This window comes from Streptomyces bugieae (assembly GCF_036352915.1).
In the GTDB taxonomy this organism is placed as follows: domain Bacteria; phylum Actinomycetota; class Actinomycetes; order Streptomycetales; family Streptomycetaceae; genus Streptomyces; species Streptomyces endophytica.
The window spans coordinates 1-17,560 of the sequence record NZ_JAZBJP010000018.1 but is presented as its reverse complement, the minus strand read 5'-3'; the positions used below and the strand labels follow the sequence as shown (position 1 = coordinate 17,560).

General features: G+C 72.1%; 12 protein-coding genes. 8 read left to right on the top strand and 4 right to left on the bottom strand.

All coding sequences use genetic code 11. The features are described from left to right. Nucleotides 1-625: 625 nt before the first annotated feature. The 4 genes from V2J85_RS24530 (at nucleotide 626) to V2J85_RS24515 (ending at nucleotide 7,374) form a co-directional block, all read left to right on the top strand. Entirely contained in the window at nucleotides 626-4,849 is a 4,224-nt protein-coding gene (locus V2J85_RS24530; protein ID WP_330822738.1) for an nSTAND1 domain-containing NTPase, read from the top strand. A 305-nt stretch (nucleotides 4,850-5,154) separates the two neighbouring features. Continuing rightward, nucleotides 5,155-5,943 carry a GntR family transcriptional regulator gene (locus V2J85_RS24525; RefSeq protein WP_330822778.1) on the top strand — a complete coding sequence of 263 codons (789 nt, stop codon included), beginning with the start codon at nucleotides 5,155-5,157 and terminating at the stop codon, nucleotides 5,941-5,943. Between the two features lie 5 nt (nucleotides 5,944-5,948). Next, nucleotides 5,949-6,710, top strand: coding sequence for a glycosyltransferase family 2 protein (locus V2J85_RS24520; protein WP_261956509.1), 762 nt, complete (start codon nucleotides 5,949-5,951; stop codon nucleotides 6,708-6,710). A gap of 175 nt (nucleotides 6,711-6,885) precedes the next feature. After that, nucleotides 6,886-7,374 (top strand): hypothetical protein, encoded by a 489-nt coding sequence (locus tag V2J85_RS24515; protein WP_261956510.1) that lies wholly within the window; start codon nucleotides 6,886-6,888, stop codon nucleotides 7,372-7,374. Between the two features lie 102 nt (nucleotides 7,375-7,476). Here the strand turns inward: V2J85_RS24515 and V2J85_RS24510 are convergent, their stop codons facing one another. Continuing rightward, the gene (locus V2J85_RS24510; protein ID WP_261956511.1) at nucleotides 7,477-8,694 is read right to left on the bottom strand and encodes an amidohydrolase family protein; all 1,218 of its coding nucleotides are present in this window, start codon (nucleotides 8,692-8,694) and stop codon (nucleotides 7,477-7,479) included. Nucleotides 8,695-8,958: 264 nt separating this feature from the next. Between V2J85_RS24510 and V2J85_RS24505 the strand changes: the two genes are divergently transcribed. From V2J85_RS24505 to V2J85_RS24495, 3 genes are all read left to right on the top strand, one after another. Then, nucleotides 8,959-9,408 carry a DoxX family protein gene (locus V2J85_RS24505; protein WP_261957511.1) on the top strand — a complete coding sequence of 150 codons (450 nt, stop codon included), beginning with the start codon at nucleotides 8,959-8,961 and terminating at the stop codon, nucleotides 9,406-9,408. Nucleotides 9,409-9,616: 208 nt separating this feature from the next. Further along, nucleotides 9,617-10,318 (top strand): TetR/AcrR family transcriptional regulator, encoded by a 702-nt coding sequence (locus V2J85_RS24500; protein WP_261956512.1) that lies wholly within the window; start codon nucleotides 9,617-9,619, stop codon nucleotides 10,316-10,318. A gap of 108 nt (nucleotides 10,319-10,426) precedes the next feature. Then, nucleotides 10,427-11,719, top strand: coding sequence for a cytochrome P450 family protein (locus V2J85_RS24495; protein ID WP_330822737.1), 1,293 nt, complete (start codon nucleotides 10,427-10,429; stop codon nucleotides 11,717-11,719). A gap of 106 nt (nucleotides 11,720-11,825) precedes the next feature. Here V2J85_RS24495 and V2J85_RS24490 read toward each other — a convergent pair whose 3' ends face one another. Both V2J85_RS24490 and V2J85_RS24485 read right to left on the bottom strand, forming a co-directional pair. Then, nucleotides 11,826-12,908, bottom strand: coding sequence for a hypothetical protein (locus tag V2J85_RS24490; protein ID WP_330822736.1), 1,083 nt, complete (start codon nucleotides 12,906-12,908; stop codon nucleotides 11,826-11,828). Between the two features lie 206 nt (nucleotides 12,909-13,114). Further along, nucleotides 13,115-13,948 carry a class I SAM-dependent methyltransferase gene (locus V2J85_RS24485; RefSeq protein WP_330822735.1) on the bottom strand — a complete coding sequence of 278 codons (834 nt, stop codon included), beginning with the start codon at nucleotides 13,946-13,948 and terminating at the stop codon, nucleotides 13,115-13,117. 246 nt (nucleotides 13,949-14,194) lie between these two features. On the opposite strand from V2J85_RS24485, the gene V2J85_RS24480 reads away from it, so the two are divergent. Continuing rightward, nucleotides 14,195-15,988 (top strand): S9 family peptidase, encoded by a 1,794-nt coding sequence (locus tag V2J85_RS24480; protein WP_261957512.1) that lies wholly within the window; start codon nucleotides 14,195-14,197, stop codon nucleotides 15,986-15,988. A 151-nt stretch (nucleotides 15,989-16,139) separates the two neighbouring features. Here V2J85_RS24480 and V2J85_RS24475 read toward each other — a convergent pair whose 3' ends face one another. Then, nucleotides 16,140-17,153, bottom strand: a complete 1,014-nt coding sequence (locus V2J85_RS24475; protein ID WP_419836830.1) for a cation diffusion facilitator family transporter — start codon at nucleotides 17,151-17,153, stop codon at nucleotides 16,140-16,142. Nucleotides 17,154-17,560 lie beyond the last annotated feature (407 nt).

The window sequence follows — 17,560 nt, the reverse complement described above, 5'->3', positions numbered from 1 at the left end:
CCGTGCCCGGCGCCCGGAGGTGCTCCACGCCACGCTCACCCAACGCTCCCGCCCCGCGAACTCCCGCAAAAGCAACGCCGCGCCATTCGGCGCCGGTCCCTCCCCTCGTGGGGACCGGTGCCGAACAGCGCGGGCGGCGTGATCCGCGCCCCCCGTACCGGCGCGGATCCGGGAAGGGCCGGACCCTGGTCGACGCGGCGGCAGTCCGGGCCGGGCCGAGCCGGCTCCTCAGGTCCTCGTGCCGAGCGTCCGGCCGCCGGCACCGGCCGTCCCCGCCGGCTGGTGATTCCGGAGGGCGGTGGCCGGGAACAGGCGTCAGGAGTTGTTGCTCCGGGAACTCCCGGTGCTCCGGGAACTCCGCGGACTCCGGTGTTGCGAGAACTCCGACCGGTCCCGGTGGTGGTCCGGAACTCCGAGTGCTTCGGGTGCTCCGGATACTGGGTGCGTGGACTGGCCTGGCCTTGCCTGGCCGGGCAAGGCCCGGGTGCTGCGCCGCTGGTTCGGGATACTGCCAGTCGTGGGTCCCGGCGAGGAGGTTCCGGAGTCGGGCCGAGGGCTTAACCACAGGTCAGCCAGCTAAGGTGAGTTTTCCGGTCCGGATGTCCAGCTGCGGGGGAAGTAAGGAGTGGAGGCCTTGAGTTCCGACTCAGGGGCGCGCTCAGTCTTCGCCGAGCGTCTCGCGTTGCTGTACAAGGAGGCCGGCAACCCTCCCCTCAAGAAGGTCGCCGAGGCGGTCGTCCGACTGCAGCGGGTCGACGAGCGAGGGCGGCCGGTGCGGGTCTCCGTGCAGCGGATCAGCGACTGGCGGCGGGCCAAGAACGTGCCCGCGCAGTTCGCCGCCCTCGCAGCGGTGCTGCAGGTTCTGATCCCCCAGGCCCGGCGCTCGCGGCCGGTGCCGGTGTCGACGGGCCTGTACGACCTGGCGCAGTGGCAGCGGCTGTGGGAGCGGGCGGTCGGCGACCGCGCCGCGGCGTCCGCGCAGGAGGAGGAACGCGCGCCGGACGAGGCCGCGCCCGTACCCGGTGTGTGCCCGTACCGCGGCCTGGCCTCGTACCGTCCGGAGGACGTCCGGTGGTTCTTCGGCCGACAGCGGAGCACGGAGGCCCTCGTCACCCAGCTCCGCGCGGCGGAGCGGACGGGCGGTCTCGTGATGCTCGTGGGCGCCTCGGGGGCCGGAAAGTCGTCGCTGCTGAACGCCGGGTTGGTGCCCGCGTTGCGGAGCGGCGGCGTGGGGGACGGCACGGGCGGTGCGGCGCGGGAGGTGCTGCAGCTCGTGCCGGGCGGCGATCCGGTCGGGGAGCTGCTCCGCCGGATTCCCGAGCTCGCCGGCGTCGTCTCCACCGCGACGGAGCCCACCGCGCCGAAGCCCACGGCGACGGAACCCACGGCAACAGAGCCCCCGGCGACGGAGCCCCCGGCGACGGAGCCCGGCACCCCGGCGGATCCCCGTACTCCCACGCATCCCGGCACCCCGGCGGATCCCCGTACTCCCACGCACCCTGGCCCCCCGACGGACGCCGGCACCAAGCCCGGCACCCCGCCGGAACCCGGCACCCCCCGTTTCGCGCACGCCGTGCGGGAGGCCGTGTCGGCCTGGGCGCGGCGCGGGGCGTCGGGAGCTGCTCGGCCGGTGGTGATCGTGGACCAGTTCGAGGAGGCGTTCACCCTCTGCTCCGACGAGGTGGCCAGGCGGACGTTCATCCAGCTCCTCCACGCCGCGTGCACGCCCTCCCCCACGTTCTCGACTCCGCTCGAACAGGGGGGACCCCCATGCCCGGACGACCCGGCACCCGCGCTCGTCATCATCGGCATACGCGCCGACTTCTACGAGAAATGTCTTGGATATCCCGAACTGGCCGATGCGTTGCAGCACCGGCACATGGTGCTCGGGCCGCTGACCAGCGCGGAGCTGCGGGAGGCGGTGACCGGGCCCGCCAAGGCCGTGGGGCTGGAACTCGAACCGGGGCTGGCGGAACTGATCGTCCGGGAGGTGAGCGCCGACGGTCCCGGCGGGGCGCACGACGCGGGTGTCCTGCCGCTGCTCTCGCACGCCCTGCTCGCCACCTGGCAGCGCCGGAAGGCGGGCCGGCTGACACTGGCCGGCTACCGCGCGGCCGGCGGCATCCAGGGAGCGGTGGCGGCGACCGCCGAGCGGGCCTGGTCCGGCCTCGACCCGACGGCACGCACGGCCGCGCGACTGCTCCTCCTCAGGCTGGTCCGGCTGGGCGAGGACACCCAGGCCACCCGTAGGCGGGGGACGCGGCGCCAACTGGCGGACGAGTCAACGGATCCCCACAAAACGGAGGAATCGCTCGAAGCGCTGGTGCACGCCCGGCTGGTGACGCTCGACGCGGAGGCCGTGGAGATCACCCATGAGGCGCTGCTGCACGCCTGGCCGCGGCTGCGCGACTGGATCGACGAGGACCGGAACGGCAATCTGCTGCGCCAGCGCCTGGAGGAGGACGGCCGGGCCTGGGAGGGCTCGGACCGCGACACCTCCCTCCTCTACCGGGGTTCCCGGCTGGAGCAGGCCCGCAACTGGGCGCAATCCGCCGGCGACACCTTTCTGACCCGCAGCGCGGTGGAGTTCCTGGCCGCCTCGGTCCGGCTGCGCCGGCGCACGGTGTGGCTCAGCCGTGGTGCGGTGGCGGCCGTGGTCGTCATGGCGATGCTGGCGCTCGGTTCGGCGGTGGTGGCGTGGCAGCAGCGGGACGACTCGGTGTTCCAGCAGGTGCTCACCGAAGCCGATCGCGCCCAGTACACGGACCCGTCCCTGTCGGCCCAACTCGACCTGGTGGCGCACCACCTGCGTCCCCACGACGAGGGCGCGAACAACCGGCTGCTCTCCATCGTGAACGCCCCGCTGGCCACCCCGCTCCGGGGCCACACCGGCGCCGTCTACCTCACCTCGTTCAGCCCCGACGGGCGAACCCTGGCCACCGCCGGCTACGACCGCACCGTCCGGCTGTGGGACGTGCGCGACCGGGGCCGCCCCGAGCCGCTCGGCAAGCCCCTGACCGGCCACAAGAGTTGGGTGAGCAGCGCGGTCTTCGGTCCGGACGGGCACACCCTCGTCAGCGCCGGCGACGACGGCGTGATCCGGCTGTGGGACGTGACCGACCCCGGCCACCCGTCCCGGCTCGGCGCGCCGCTGGCCGGCCACCAGGGCACGATCTACCTGGTCGCCTTCAGCCCGGACGGACGCACCCTGGCCTCCGTCGGCGAGGACCGCACCGTCCGCCTGTGGAACGTGGCCGACCCGCGCCGCCCGAAGGCGCTCGCCACGCTGACCGGCCACACCGCCGCCGTACGCTCCGTCGCGTTCAGCCCCGACGGACGGATGCTCGCGGCGGGCAGCGACGACGAGACCATCCGGCTGTGGAGGGTGTCCGACCGGCGCCACCCCCGGCCGGTCGACAGGGTGCTCACCGGCCACACGGACCTGGTCCACTCCGTGGCCTTCGGCCCCGACGGCCGCACCCTCGCCAGCGGCAGCGCGGACGGCACCATCCGGCTGTGGGACGTGTCCGACCCCGAGCGCGCCAAGGCGATCGGCTCGCCGCTCACCGGCCACACCGGTCCCATCTGGTCGGTGGCCTTCAGCCCCGGCGGCGGGATGCTCGCCGCCGCCAGCGCGGACAGCACGGCGAGCCTGTGGAACGTCAGCGATCCGGCGTACCCGTCGCAGGTCGGCGAGCCCCTCGCGGGCGGCAGCGGCGAGATGTACGCCCTCGGCTTCAGTCCCGACGGCCGGACCCTCGCCACCGGCAGCGGCGACAGCAAGGTCCGCCTGTGGTCGATACCGGCGTCGGACATGATCGGCCGGAACGGGACGTTCCGTCCGGACGGGCGGGTGCTCGCCACGGCCGCGCTCGACGGACGGGTCCGGCTGTGGAACGTGCACACCCCCGGCCGGCCCGTGCCCCTGAGCGGGCCGTTCATGCGCGCGGACGGCTACCACCGTTCGATGGCGTTCTCCCCCGACGGCCGCACCCTCGTCGTACGGACCGGGCACCGGTCGGTGTACCTGTGGAACGTCGCCGACCCGGCCCACCCGGTCCCGGCCGGGCCGCCCCTCACCCTGCACACCCGCTTCGCGGGCCCCGACTCCCTGGCCTACAGCCCCGACGGCCGCACCATGGCCACCGCCTACGACGACCGCACCGTCCAGTTGTGGAACGTCGGCGACCCGTCCCACGTGGTTCCGCTCGGCACCCCGCTCACCGGCCACAGGGGCTTCATCAACTCCCTCCTCTTCAGCCCGGACGGCCGTACGCTCGCCAGCGGCAGCGCGGACGGCACCATCCGGCTGTGGGACGTGTCCGACCCGCGCCATGCCGCCCCGGCCGGCGCCCCGCTCCGAGGGCACCTCGGTCCCGTCAACGCGCTCGCCTACAGTCCGGACGGCCACACGCTGGCCAGCGGCGGCGACGACGACACGGTCCGGCTGTGGAACGTCACCGCCCCCCGCCGGGCGACGCCGCTGGGCCCGCCGCTCACCGGCCACACCGAAGCGGTCGTCTCGCTGACGTTCAACCCGGACGGCCGGACCCTGGCGAGCGGCGGCGACGACAACTCGGTCCGCTTCTGGAACGTCACGGTCCCGTCCCGGGCCACGGCCATCGGCCAGGCGGCCAGCCCCAATGCCAAGACCGGCAATTTCCTGTCGTTCAGCCCCAAGAGCCACCTGCTCGCGGTGTCGAGCGGCGCCGGCACCGTCCGGCTGTGGAGCCTGGACCCCGATCCGGCGATCCGCCGCATCTGCTCCACCACGCGGGGCGTCCTGACGCCGGAGAAGTGGCGCGAGTACCTGCCCCATCTCTCGTACGAGCCGCCGTGCGGCACATGACGACGACCTGGGACGACGTGACTCCGATCACAACTCCGGGTCCTGTTTAAGCAGTTGACTCCCGTCGTGCTGACAGCCTTGCTACTCTTGGCCGCAGCCCGATCGCTGGTGCATCCCCCGTCGCCAGCGATCGGGCGCTTCCATGTCTGCCGCTCCCGGTTCAGGTGCCGCGCACGTCTGCCGGTCCCGGCTCGCCCGCCAACTCGTCAACACCTCTTTATGAGTCGTAACCTGGTGTCGTCCGGCCGGTCAGCCGGTTGATCACCCCGCTGGCCGAGGCGCCGAGCGACGGGACGGTGAAGGCGATGGCAGTGGCGTACGAGCGGATCGCCGACCAGCTTCGGCAGTCCATCCGCGCAGGTCAGCTCAAGCCCGGGGACCGCCTCCCGGCCGAGGCGAAGCTCGCCGAGGAGTTCGGACGCAGCGTGCCGACCGTCCGGGACGCGCTCCGGGTCCTGCGGGACGAGGGCCTGATCGAGAAGCAGCACGGGCGCGGCAACTTCGTCCGGCGCCCCCGCACCGCGACCGTGCGCACCAATCTTCGCCACCAGTGGGAGAAGAACCGCGCCCGCCGGTCCCTGGAGGAGCGGGCCCGGACCGGCGCCACCGAGCGCGAGACCGGCCTGGACGTCGACGACCTGATCTTCCACGCCGCGTACCGCGAGACCACCGCGGACGAGGACCTCGCGGCGGCGTTCGGCCTCCCCGAGGGCACCCCGCTCCTCGCACGCTCCTACCGGACGCGCTGCGCGGCCGAGAGCGCCCCCTTCAGCCTGGTGACGTCCTACCTCGTCCGCGATCTGATCGCGGGGAACCCGGCCCTGCTCGACGCGGCCAACGAACCCTGGCCGGGCGGCTCGCAGGCCCAGCTCTCCACCGTCGGCATCGAGGTCGACCGCATCGAGGAACGCGTCACCGCCCGCCCGCCGACGCCCGAGGAGGCGGAGGAGCTGGAGCTCCCGCCCGGGACCTCGGTGCTCGTGCTCCGCAAGACCTCGATCGACACCCGGGACCGGATCGTCGACGTCTCGCACGTCGTCCTGCCCGGCGACCGCACGGAAATGCTGTTCACCACTCCCCTCGAAAGGTGGTGAGTGCCGTGCGCCGGCGCGTCATCATCGTCACGGCCGTCCACGCCCCCTCGGCCCCTTTCCTCCCCGAGGCCTACAAGTCCCTCCGCGAGCAGGACCTCCCCCAAGGGTGGGAGTGGCACTGGGTCGTCCAGGAGGACGGTTACACCGACGAGGTCGCCCCGTACGTGCCCGACGACGCGCGGGTGACCTTCCGCCAGGGGCGGGCCGGTGGCCCCGGTGTCGCCCGCACCATCGCCCTGGCCCATGCCGAGGGCGAGTACATCAAGGTCCTGGACGCCGACGACCAGCTGACGCCCGGCACGCTCGCCCGCGACCTGGCCGCCCTGGAGGGCGACCGCAGCATCGGCTGGGCGACGTCCCGGACCCTCGACCTGCTGCCCGACGGTTCGACGGCCGGTTTCCCCGGCGACCCCGAGGCGGGCCCGATCGAGCGCGGCGCCGTCCTCGACTTCTGGAAGGCGAACGACTTCCGCGCCCAGGTCCACCCGGCGTCCCTCTGCGTCCGCCGCGACCTGCTCCTCGCCCTCGGCGGCTGGATGGCCCTCCCCGCCTCGGAGGACACCGGCCTGCTGCTCGCCCTGAACGCCACCGCCCGCGGCTGGTTCTCCTCGGAGGTCGGCCTCCTCTACCGCAAGTGGCCCGGCCAGGCGACCAGCCAGCCGTCCCACACGGACAGCGCGGAGCGCCGTGCGCGGATGGCGGTCGCCGAGGCCCGGGCACGCGAGCTCGCGCACCTCAACTGGCGTTATCCGAGGGCCGATGGCTGAGGGGTGATGGCTGAGGGCCGATGGCCAGCGGGCGCGAGCGATCGAGGGGTTCCGGTGTCGTGCCTCTGGCCTGTTGGTGCCCGGCGTGCCACCCTGCGCGGCACCCGTTGGCCGGCCCCGACGGACGCCGTGTCCGCGGCCGGCGACGACAGCCGATGCAGGCAAGGAGACCGCCATGACCGAGCCCGGTGGAGACGAGCAACGACAGAGAAGCACCTCGCAGGACGCCCTCAGGGCCAGGCACACCGCACGCGCCCGCAGCGCCTCCGCCCGTACGGCCGCCGCCTGCCGCTTCGCCGGTTTCGCGGCCGCCCCGGATGCCGTGGTGGCCGTGCCGGCGGCGGCCTCCGCGAAGGCCGCCAACGCGCTCCGGCTGTCCGCCGACGCGGTCGCCGCGTTGGCCGCGGGCGGCCCGGACCCCGCCGCGGACGCCCGGCACGCACGCAACGCCGCCGCGGCCGCCGTCCTCGCCGCCCAGATTGCCCGCTCCCACGGCGTCAACCAGCTCTGCGACGCCGCGTACGACGCCGCCCTCAAGGCGTCCCTGGCCGCCGGAAGGGCCGCCGGGCGGGACGGCCTGGGTGCCAGTGACCCGCTGAACGCCGAGGCGGAGGCCGCCGAGGCCGACGCCGTCGCCGCCGCCACGGCCGCCGGCTGGACGTAGGGCTCGTCTCGCCGGCTGTCCGGCAAACTGTCCGGCACCGCGAGGATCCGGGCCCGGGGCCCGGGTCACGACGCGGTGCCGGACCGCCCCCTCCGGAACACCTCACCCCTGGTCGAAGGGGAGCTCCAGCATCCGGATCGCATTCCCGCGCAGGAGCTTGTACGTCACCTCGTCCGGCAGCCCCGCCATGTGCTCGGCCGCCACCTGCTTCGTGTGCGGCCAGGTCGAGTCGACGTGGGGGTAGTCCGTCTCGAACGTCGCGTTGTCGACCCCCACGGTCTCGATCGCCTCGACCCCGTGCCTGTCCCGGAAGAAGCAGCAGAAGATCTGCCGGTAGTAGTACGACGACGGCGGCTCGGGGATCAGGTCCTTCACCCCGCCCCAGGCCCGGTGCTCCTCCCAGACGTCGTCGGCGCGCTCCAGTGCGTACGGGATCCAGCCCATCTGGCCCTCGCTGTACGCGAGTTTCAGCCGCGGGAACTTCACCAGCACACCGCTGAACAGGAAGTCCATCATCGACGCCATCGCGTTGTTGAAGGAGAGCGCGGCCTGGACCGCGGGCGGGGCGTCCGGTGAGGCCGCCGGCATCTGCGACGACGACCCGATGTGCATGTTCACCACCGTCCCGGTCTCCTCGCACGCCGCGAAGAACGGGTCCCAGTACCCGGAGTGGATCGACGGCAGCCCGAGGTACGTGGGGATCTCGCTGAAGGTCACCGCCCGCACCCCGCGGGCGGCGTTGCGCCGGATCTCCGCGACCGCCAGGTCGATGTCCCACAACGGGATGAGGCACAGCGGGATCAGCCGGCCGCCGCTGTCCCCGCACCACTCCTCCACCATCCAGTCGTTGTACGCCCGGACGCAGGCGAGCCCGACCTCCTTGTCCTGCGCCTCGGCGAAGGTCTGGCCGCAGAAGCGCGGGAACGTCGGGAAGCAGAGCGACGCCTCCACGTGGTTGAGGTCCATGTCCGCGAGCCGCGCCTTGGGGTCCCAGCAGCCGCGCCGCATCTGCTCCCGGGTGATCCCGTCCAGCGTCATCTCGTCCCGGGAGAAGCCCACGGCCGCGATGATGCGCTTGTACGGGAAGATCTGCCCGTCGTACTCCCACCAGTCCGTGATCTGACCGTCCGGGTCCGTGGTGAACCGGTACTTCCCGCCCACGTACTCCAGCTCACCGATGCCGGCGGTGAACGGCTTCGGCCCCCTGTCCTGGTACTTCTTCGGAAGCCAGGTCTCGAAGAGGTGCGCCGGCTCGATCACGTGATCGTCCACGCTGATGATCTCGGGAAGCTCCGCCGTGCCGCTCTCGTTGCTGATCACGCTGTACCCCCAACTGCCCGCCGGTGAGTCCCCACGGGCCCGAATCTGACGACCCATCAGTTCCGAGGCTATGACCTCCCCCTCGCGACGACAAGGCGCGCCCGGCAACTCCCCCCTCCCGGGAACGCCGACCCTTACGGACCGAGCCGCCCCCCTTGCGGGATGAGCCCCCACCCGCTGAACTTGCGGACATCGCAGCTACCTGACGCTCCATCAGATCTCACTTCCGCCGCGGACGAATCGAGGGACGACATGGGCACGACCATGCACACGATCTGGCTCAGCGGCGCCGAGTGGTGCGCGGTCCTGCGGATCGGCCTCGGGCTGTGGTGGCTGGAGAGCTGGCGCCACAAGGACAAGAAGACCTGGTTCGCCGGCGGCGGCATCGACTGGGCGGCCGGCATCGCGGCCGACCACCGCTGGCCCGCCGTCCGCAAAAGCTTCGACCGCTTCGTGAAGCCGCACCCCCGCCTGATGGCGTACCTCGTCGCCTACGCCGAACTGGCCCTCGGCCTCGGACTGATCACGGGCTTCCTCACACCGATAGCCCTGGTCGCCGGCGCCGTGCTCAATCTGATCTACCTGATCCTGATGATCCACGACTGGGCGGAACAGGGGCAGAACCTCATGATGGCGCTGATCTCGGCCGTCGGCCTCCTGGCCATGAGCTGGCAGAGCTGGTCGCTCGACGGGGCTTTGGGGTTGTTCCGGTAGCGGCCCGGCTCCGCCGCCCAGCCGCCCAGTCGCCCCACCATCACCCACCTGTCCGGAAAGCGCCTTCCGGCCTCCCCGTCGCCGTACCTAGCCTGGCCTTCGTGACCAGATTTCGTATCTGGTCACGGAGTCAGAGCCCGGAGGCAGGCGCAGAGACGGACGCGGAGCCCGAAGAATCCGCGTGCCGGCGGGGGAGGGGGAAGAAACCATGGAGCGGGCGGAGCGCGGGGAGCGGATCCTGGAGGTGGCCGGGGAGTTGCTGCTCGCCTGGGGGTACGCACGGGTGACGATCGACGAGATCGCCCGGCGCGCCAAGGTGGGCAAGGGAACGGTCTACCTCCACTGGAAGACCAAGGATTCACTGCTCCTCGCCGTCATGCTGAAGGCGCAATCCCGCAGCCAGCAACGGCAGGTGGAACGCCTCCGCGCCGATCCGCTGGAGGTCCTGCCGAGCCGGATGATGCGCGGGCGCTTCCAGGACTTCCTCGCCGAGCCCGTGCTGCGCGCCCTGTACACCGACGACTCCGACGTCCTCGGCCGGCTCAACGACCACGCCAAGAAGGAGCTCGCGGAGCTGATCGTCGAGGCCGACCGGACCCTGCGACGCCACCTCGAGGTCTTGCGCGCACACGGTCTGGTGCGCACCGACACGGAGGTGCGCCACCAGCAGTACGCGCTGATGGCGATCGCCACCGGGTTCTTCACCGCCGAGACGCTGCTCCACGAGCGGGCTCCGGACACCCCTCGGACGCGTGCGGAGATCCTGGCCCACACGGTCCGGAGCACGCTCGAAACCGCCCCCGAGCACGCACACCGGGCCGCCACCGCGGCCGTACCGGAAGTCATCGCCCTCTACGAGCAGTTGGCGGAGCTGTCCGCCCGCGAGATGGACCGCCAGATACGTCGCTGAGACCCAGCGGCGGGTACGTCGCCGCCGCGGGCGCGGCGGCGGCCGGAGACGGCGGCCGGTGACCGACCTCGGCCGCCTCGCCCACTCCCAACCGGAGGAGAACGAAAGATGTCGGCATTACCCCGCTCCCCGCTCACCGCGCACGTCGGGAAACACCCGGGCGAGCCGCAGGTGATGGATCCCGCGCTGATCAGCGACCCCTACGGCGGGTACGGGGCGTTGCGCGAGCAGGGGCCGGTCGTCCGCGGCCGGTTCATGGACGACTCGCCCGCGTGGTTCGTGACCCGTTTCGAGGAGGTCCGGCAGGTCCTGCGCGACCCGCGGTTCGCGAACAACCCGGTCGCCTCCTCCCTGGGCGCCAGGCCCGAGGACTCACCCACGGTGCGGCTGTTGGACATGCTCGGCTTCCCCGAGCACCTGCGCGTCTACCTGCTCGGTTCGATCCTCAACAACGACGCCCCGGACCACACCCGGCTCCGCCGCCTGGTTTCCCGCGCGTTCACCGCACGCAAGATCACCAACCTGCGGCCGCGCGTGGCGGAGATAGCGGACACCCTGCTGGACCGGCTCCCCGAGCACGCCGAGGACGGCGTCGTCGACCTGATCCAGCACTTCGCGTACCCGCTGCCCATCACGGTCATCTGCGAACTGGTCGGCATACCGGAAGCCGACCGTCCGCAATGGCGTCAATGGGGTGCCGACCTCGTCTCCCTCCAACCGGAGCGGCTCAGCGTCTCGTTCCCCGCGATGATCGACCACATCCACGAGCTGATCCGGGAACGCCGCGGCGCGCTCACCGACGACCTGCTCAGCGAGCTGATCCGCACCCATGACGACGACGGCGGCCGGCTGAGCGACGTCGAGATGGTGACCATGGTCCTCACCCTCGTCCTGGCCGGTCACGAGACCACCGCCCACCTGATAGGCAACGGCACGGCGGCGCTGCTCACCCACCCCGGGCAACTCCGCCTCCTCCGGGACGACCCGGACCTGCTCCCGCGGGCCGTCCACGAGCTGATGCGGTGGTGCGGGCCGGTGCACATGACGCAGCTGCGGTACGCCACCGAGGACGTCGAGCTCGCCGGCACCCTGATCCGCAAGGGCGACGCCGTGCAGCTCATCCTGGTGTCGGCGAACCACGATCCCCGCCACTACACCGATCCGGAACGCCTCGATCTGACCCGCCATCCCGCGGGCCACGCCGAGAACCACGTGGGGTTCGGCCACGGTCCGCATTACTGCCTCGGAGCGACGCTGGCCAAACAGGAGGGCGAGGTCGCTCTCGGGAAGCTGCTCGCACGCTTCCCCGGCGTCGCGCTCGCCGTCCCACCGGAACGCCTGGAACGCGCGCAGGTCCCGGGCAGTTGGCGGCTGGTGTCCCTGCCGCTGCGGTTGAGCTGAGAACCCGCGCTCCGGGGCGGGGCGGCGGAGCCTCGCCCTGGAGGGACAGGGCGGCCGGCCGATCATCGACCGGCCGGCCGCCTTGCCACTTCTCCGGTGCGGAGCGCTACTTGCCGGCCACCGAGGCGCGCCAGGTGACCTGGTGCGAGCCCTCTCCCTCACCGTTGAAGATCACCGCTGTCGGCGCGTCGCCCTTCGGCAGCAGGTGGATGGAGCACTCGGTCACCACGCCGTTCGGCTTCACCATCTTGTCGGGGACGGCCTCGGGGCACTGGCTGACACCGGGGCCGCCGATGTCGATCAGCACCATCTTCTGCACGGTCTGTCCGGCCGCGGTCTGCAGCGTCACCCCGTCGCTCATGCTGGGCAGCAGGTCGTACTTGCCGCTGTTCCGGTACTGCATGGTGACGTAGTACGGGACCATCTTCTTCTGGTCCGCGTTCAGGTCGAAACGGCCCAGGTCGGCGATGGAGCCGGCGCGCACGCTCTTCGGGGTGATCCGCAGCGAGACGGGCCGCTTGTCGGTGTCCTCCGTGACGCCGTCGGCCGGCTTGCCCGCAGGCAGGATCCCGTCGGACGCACCGCCTTCGGCACCGCCCTCGCCCACCTTCCAGATGAGGGTGTCTCCCCCGTCGTCCTTGTAGGAGACGGTCGCCGGCGGCTGCCCCTTGGGGAGCATGTAGATCTGGCAGAGCGCGGCGGTGGCGCCGGCCGCCAGCTGCGACGCGCCGCCCTCACGGCACTCGGGCGGCAGTCCGGAGCTCGTGGCCAACGGGTTGGACTGGAACAGCGACACCGGCTGGGCGGGCTGGCCGTCCGCCCCGGTGACGGAGAAGTTCCGCTCCGGGGACAGGTTCTTCACCGTCTTCTTGCCGGTGTTCGTGTACGAGAAGGTGAGGTAGTACGGCACCTTCCCCTTCAGGTCGTCGTCCAGCCGGATGTGCGAGAGGTCGGAGTCCGAGCCGCGGGCCAGCCGCGTCGGGGTGATCCGCAGCGGATGCGCCTTGTCGTCGGAGTCGGTCCAGGTGGCCTGGCGGGGCGTGGCCTTCATCGGCAGCGGCTTGGCGGGCGTCACGGCCTCCGACGGCCCGGGCGCCGCCTTGCCGTTACCGGGCCCGCCACATCCCACGGCCAGCAGCATGAGCGCGCTGAGACCCGCGGCACCCGCGATACGTATCGGCTTCCGCACGGCAATCCCCCGTTGTTCTGCGGTGTTTCCGCGTTGTTCTGCAATGTTCTGCGTTGTTCTGCGTTGTTTCCGCGATGATCTGCGCCGGCCGGTGTCCGTCGTTGCCGTCCGACCGGCCGGGACCGGTCGGACACACTAGCCGGGGCGGTACAGGCGAACGGCATTGCCCCCGGGACCCGGAGGCAATGGGCGCGGAGAAACGCGCCTCAACGAGGACGACTGGCCCGCAGCGAGTACATAAGGGGAACACGGGGACGGTCGCCGGGAAAGCGGTAGTACCCGTCGTCGCCCCGCCGAAGTGCGGCGAACCGCTGGAACATGGTCATGTCGTGCTCGTGCAGGAAGTCGATGCGCAGACCGGCGCCGGCGACGGCGGAGACGACATCGCCCAGCGGATGCTGCCATTCGACACTGCGGTTGTTGACCGTCGGCGCCTCGAAGTCCGTGTAGGTACCGGGCACTTCGTCGACCCAGGCGTCCTGATTGAAGTAGTCGTGGACGATCCGCGCGCCGGTCTCGTCGTCGAGCGCGTCGCCCAGCGGGTGGAATTCGGCGAGGTAGAGGAAGCCGCCGGGCGCGACGAGCGAGGCGGCGGCGTCGGCCCAGCGCTCCAGATCCGGGAGCCAGTTCAGGGCACCGATACCGGTGTAGACGATGTCGTACGAGGCGTCGGGGACGGCTTCGGCGGCGTCGTAGACGTCGGCGGCGACGAAGGCCGCACGGTCCGGGCCGTAGCCGAGTCCGGCGGCGAGCTCGCGGGCGGCCTCCACGGCCGGTTCGGAGAAGTCCAGGCCGACGACGCGGGCGGCGCCGCGGTGCGCCCAGGAAAGCGTGTCCTGCCCGAAGTGGCACTGGAGATGGAGCAGGGACCGGCCGGTGACGTCCCCGACCTCCGCGGTCTCGAAGTCGCGGATCACGTCCCGGACCCGGCGGAAGCGCTCCTGGTCATAAAAATCGCTCGCGGTGTGGATGGCCACCCGCTCGTCCCACCTCGCGCGATTGGTCTCCCGCCAGTCGTCGGGGCCGGTGTGTTTTCGCATACCGCGAAGTTATCCACAGGGTTGTGGCCCTCGCCAACGCATTTCGAGCGCCGGGCGCAGAATGGGCGCATGACTGACGAGACGACCGCAGGCCCCGACCGCACGCCCGACCCGACCCCTTCCTCGGCCGACCCCGACCGCTCCGCCCGCTCCTCCGGGACGCTGACGGACTCGGCCGACCCCATAACGGGCCCGGGCGCGTCGACACCTGACCCGGCCGGCTCGCCGAAGACGGACATCACGGACATGCCCGACTGGGAGAAGCGCTTCCGGGCCCCGCGGATCGGGCTGCCGGACTGGGCCGAGGACGCCCCGGACCGCTCGCTGTTCGTCTCGAACGCCACCGGCACCTTCGAGCTGTACACCTGGGACCGGGCGACCGGCGCCCAGCGGCAGGCCACGGACCGGCCGAACGGCACGACGGACGGGACGCTCTCGCCGGACGGCGAATGGGTGTGGTGGTTCTCGGACACCGACGGGGACGAGTTCGGCATCTGGATGCGGCAGCCGTTCGCCGGCGGCCCGGACGAGCCGGCCACCCCCGGACTCGCCCCCTCCTATCCGGGAGGTCTGGCCATCGGCCGCGACGGCACCGCGATCGTCGGCCGCTCCACGGACGACGACGGCTCGACCATCCACGTCGTACGCCCGGGACAGTCCCCGGTGGAGATCTACCGGCACCGCGAGTCGGCGGGCGTCGGCGATCTCTCGCACGACGGCTCACTGATCGCCATCGAGCACACCGAGCACGGCGACGCGATGCACTCCGCGATCCGCGTCGTCCGGCCCGACGGCTCCACGGTCGCCGAGCTGGACGACACCGACGGCGGCACCGAGGAGCTGGGCCTGTCGGTGCTGGGCTTCGCACCGGTGGACGGTGACTCCCGGCTGCTGGTCGGGCACCAGCGCCGGGGCCGCTGGGAGCCGATGATCTGGGACCCGCTGACCGGCAAGGAGACGGCCCTGGAGATCGACCTCCCGGGAGACGTCGGCGCCGACTGGTACCCGGACGGCTCGGCACTGCTCGTGGAGCACGAGTACCAGGCCCGCAGCGAGCTGTGGCGGTACGACCTCGGAGCGGAGCCGGCGGGCACGGCGCTGACCCGGGTCGAGACCCCGGCCGGGACGGTCTCGGGCGCGACGGCACGGCCGGACGGAACGGTCGAGTTCCTGTGGTCGTCGGCCGCGCAGCCCCCGGAGGTGCGCTCGACGAGCGGTGCCGTCGTGCTGGACCCGCCCGGTATGAAGGCGCCGGGGTCGGTGCCGGTGCGGGACGTCTGGGTGGACGGCCCGGGCGGCCGTATCCACGCCCTGGTGCAGCAGCCTGCGGGTGACGGCCCCTTCCCGACGGTGTTCGACATCCACGGCGGCCCGACCTGGCACGACAGCGACGCCTTCGCCTCGTCCCCGGCGGCGTGGGTCGACCACGGCTTCGCGGTCGTACGCGTCAACTACCGCGGCTCGACGGGCTACGGCCGCGCCTGGACGGACGCCCTCAAGCACCGCGTCGGGCTGATCGAGCTCGAAGACATCGCCGCGGTGCGCGAGTGGGCGGTCGGCTCCGGCCTGGCGGACCCGGAGCAGCTGGTCCTGGCCGGCGGCTCCTGGGGCGGCTACCTCACGCTGCTCGGGGTCGGCACCCAGCCGGACGCCTGGGCACTGGGCCTCGCGGCGGTACCGGTGGCGGACTACGTCACCGCCTACAACGACGAGATGGAAGCCCTCAAGGCCATGGACCGCACCCTCCTGGGCGGCACCCCCGAGGAGGTCCCGGAGCGCTTCGAGGCCTCGTCCCCGCTGACCTACGTGGACGCGGTGCGGGCCCCGGTCTACATCTCCGCCGGCGTCAACGACCCGCGCTGCCCGATCCAGCAGGTGGAGAACTACGTCCAGCGCCTGGAACAGCGCAGCCACCCGCACGAGGTCTACCGCTACGACGCGGGCCACGGCTCCCTCGTCGTCGAGGAACGCATCAAGCAGGTCCGCCTGGAACTCGACTTCACCCAGCGCTACTTGGCCGCCAGGCACCAGAACGCCTGACCAGCAGCAAGGCAGCACAAGCACGGACGCAAGAAAAGGGGCGACCGCCCCGGAAGGAGAGCGAGAGAGCAAGAGAACAGCAGAGCAGTGCCCTCGCGGACGCGGCCCCGCAACACGATCCCGTAACGCGGCCCCGTAACGCGGCTCCCTCTCAGGCCGCCGCGTGGTGGGAGAGGGCGGCGTGCGGGTCGGTGATCCCGGTGCCCTCGGTCGTGTGATCCGTGTGGACGGTCGCGGCGGTGAGCCGGGGGACGGCGTGGATCAGTGCGTGCTCGGCGGCGACGGCGAGCGCGTGGGCCTGCACCACGGTCAGTTGGGCGTCGACGACGATGTCGGCCTCGGCACGCAGCGTGTGACCGATCCAGCGCATGCGGACCTGGCCCACGTCACGGACCCCGGCCACTGTGCGCAGGGCGGTCTCCGCGGTGTCGAGGAGCTCGGGGTCGACGGAGTCCATCAGCCGCCGGTAGACCTCGCGGGCCGCGTCGCGGAGGACGACGAGGATGGCGGCGGTGATCAGCAGACCGATGAGGGGGTCGGCGAGGCGCCAGCCGAGAGCTGCGCCGCCGGCACCGAGGAGGACGGCGAGGGAGGTGAAACCGTCGGTGCGGGCGTGCAGCCCGTCGGCGACCAGGGCCGCGGAACCGATCTTGCGGCCGGTGCGGATGCGGTAGCGGGCCACCCACTCGTTACCGAGGAACCCGACGACGGCGGCCACGGCCACCGCCCCCAGGTGGGTCACGTCACGGGGATGCAGCAGGCGGTCAACGGCCTCGTAAGCGGCCAGGAGAGAGGAGGCGGCGATGGTGAGGACGATGGCGATACCGGCGAGGTCCTCGGCGCGTCCGTAGCCGTAGGTGTAGCGGCGGTTCGCCGCACGGCGGCCGAGTACGAAGGCGATGCCGAGCGGCACAGCGGTCAGGGCGTCCGCGGCGTTGTGGAGGGTGTCACCGAGCAGTGCCACCGAGCCCGACATCGCGACGACGACCGCCTGGACCAGCCCGGTCCCCCCGAGGATCCCGAGCGAGAGCCACAGCGTGCGCATGCCCTCCCGGGAGGTCTCCATCGCGGCATCGACCTTGTCCGCGGCCTCGTGGCTGTGCGGGGTGAGCAGATGACCAAGCTGATGCCGCACCCGCCCCCAACGCCCGGCCTGCGCCGGCAGCCCGGGGTGGGAGTGGCCGTGGGCGTGGCCGTGGGCACCGGGATGGGAGTGGCTGGCGCCCTGCCCGTGGGGGTCGGGGTGGGAGTGGCTGGGGCCCTGCCCGTGGGGGTCGGGATCGGAGTGGCTGGGGCCCTGACCGTGGTGGCCGGGGTGGGAGTGGCCGGGGCCCTGACCGTGGGGGCCGTCGCCATGGCCGTCACCAGGGTGGGCGGGGCTGTCGCCATGGCCGTCACGGGGGTGCGCCAGGTCGGCGCGGTCGTGGCTGTGCGGGTGGGCTTGGTCAGGGCGGTGCGAGGGGGTGCGGTTGCCTGCCATGGGGCTACCGTGGCACACCGATTCCATTGCGGCTACAACGGTCGTACACCCTCCGACCAGGTGCGACGGCCTTGCAGTTACCTGTTCCAGGT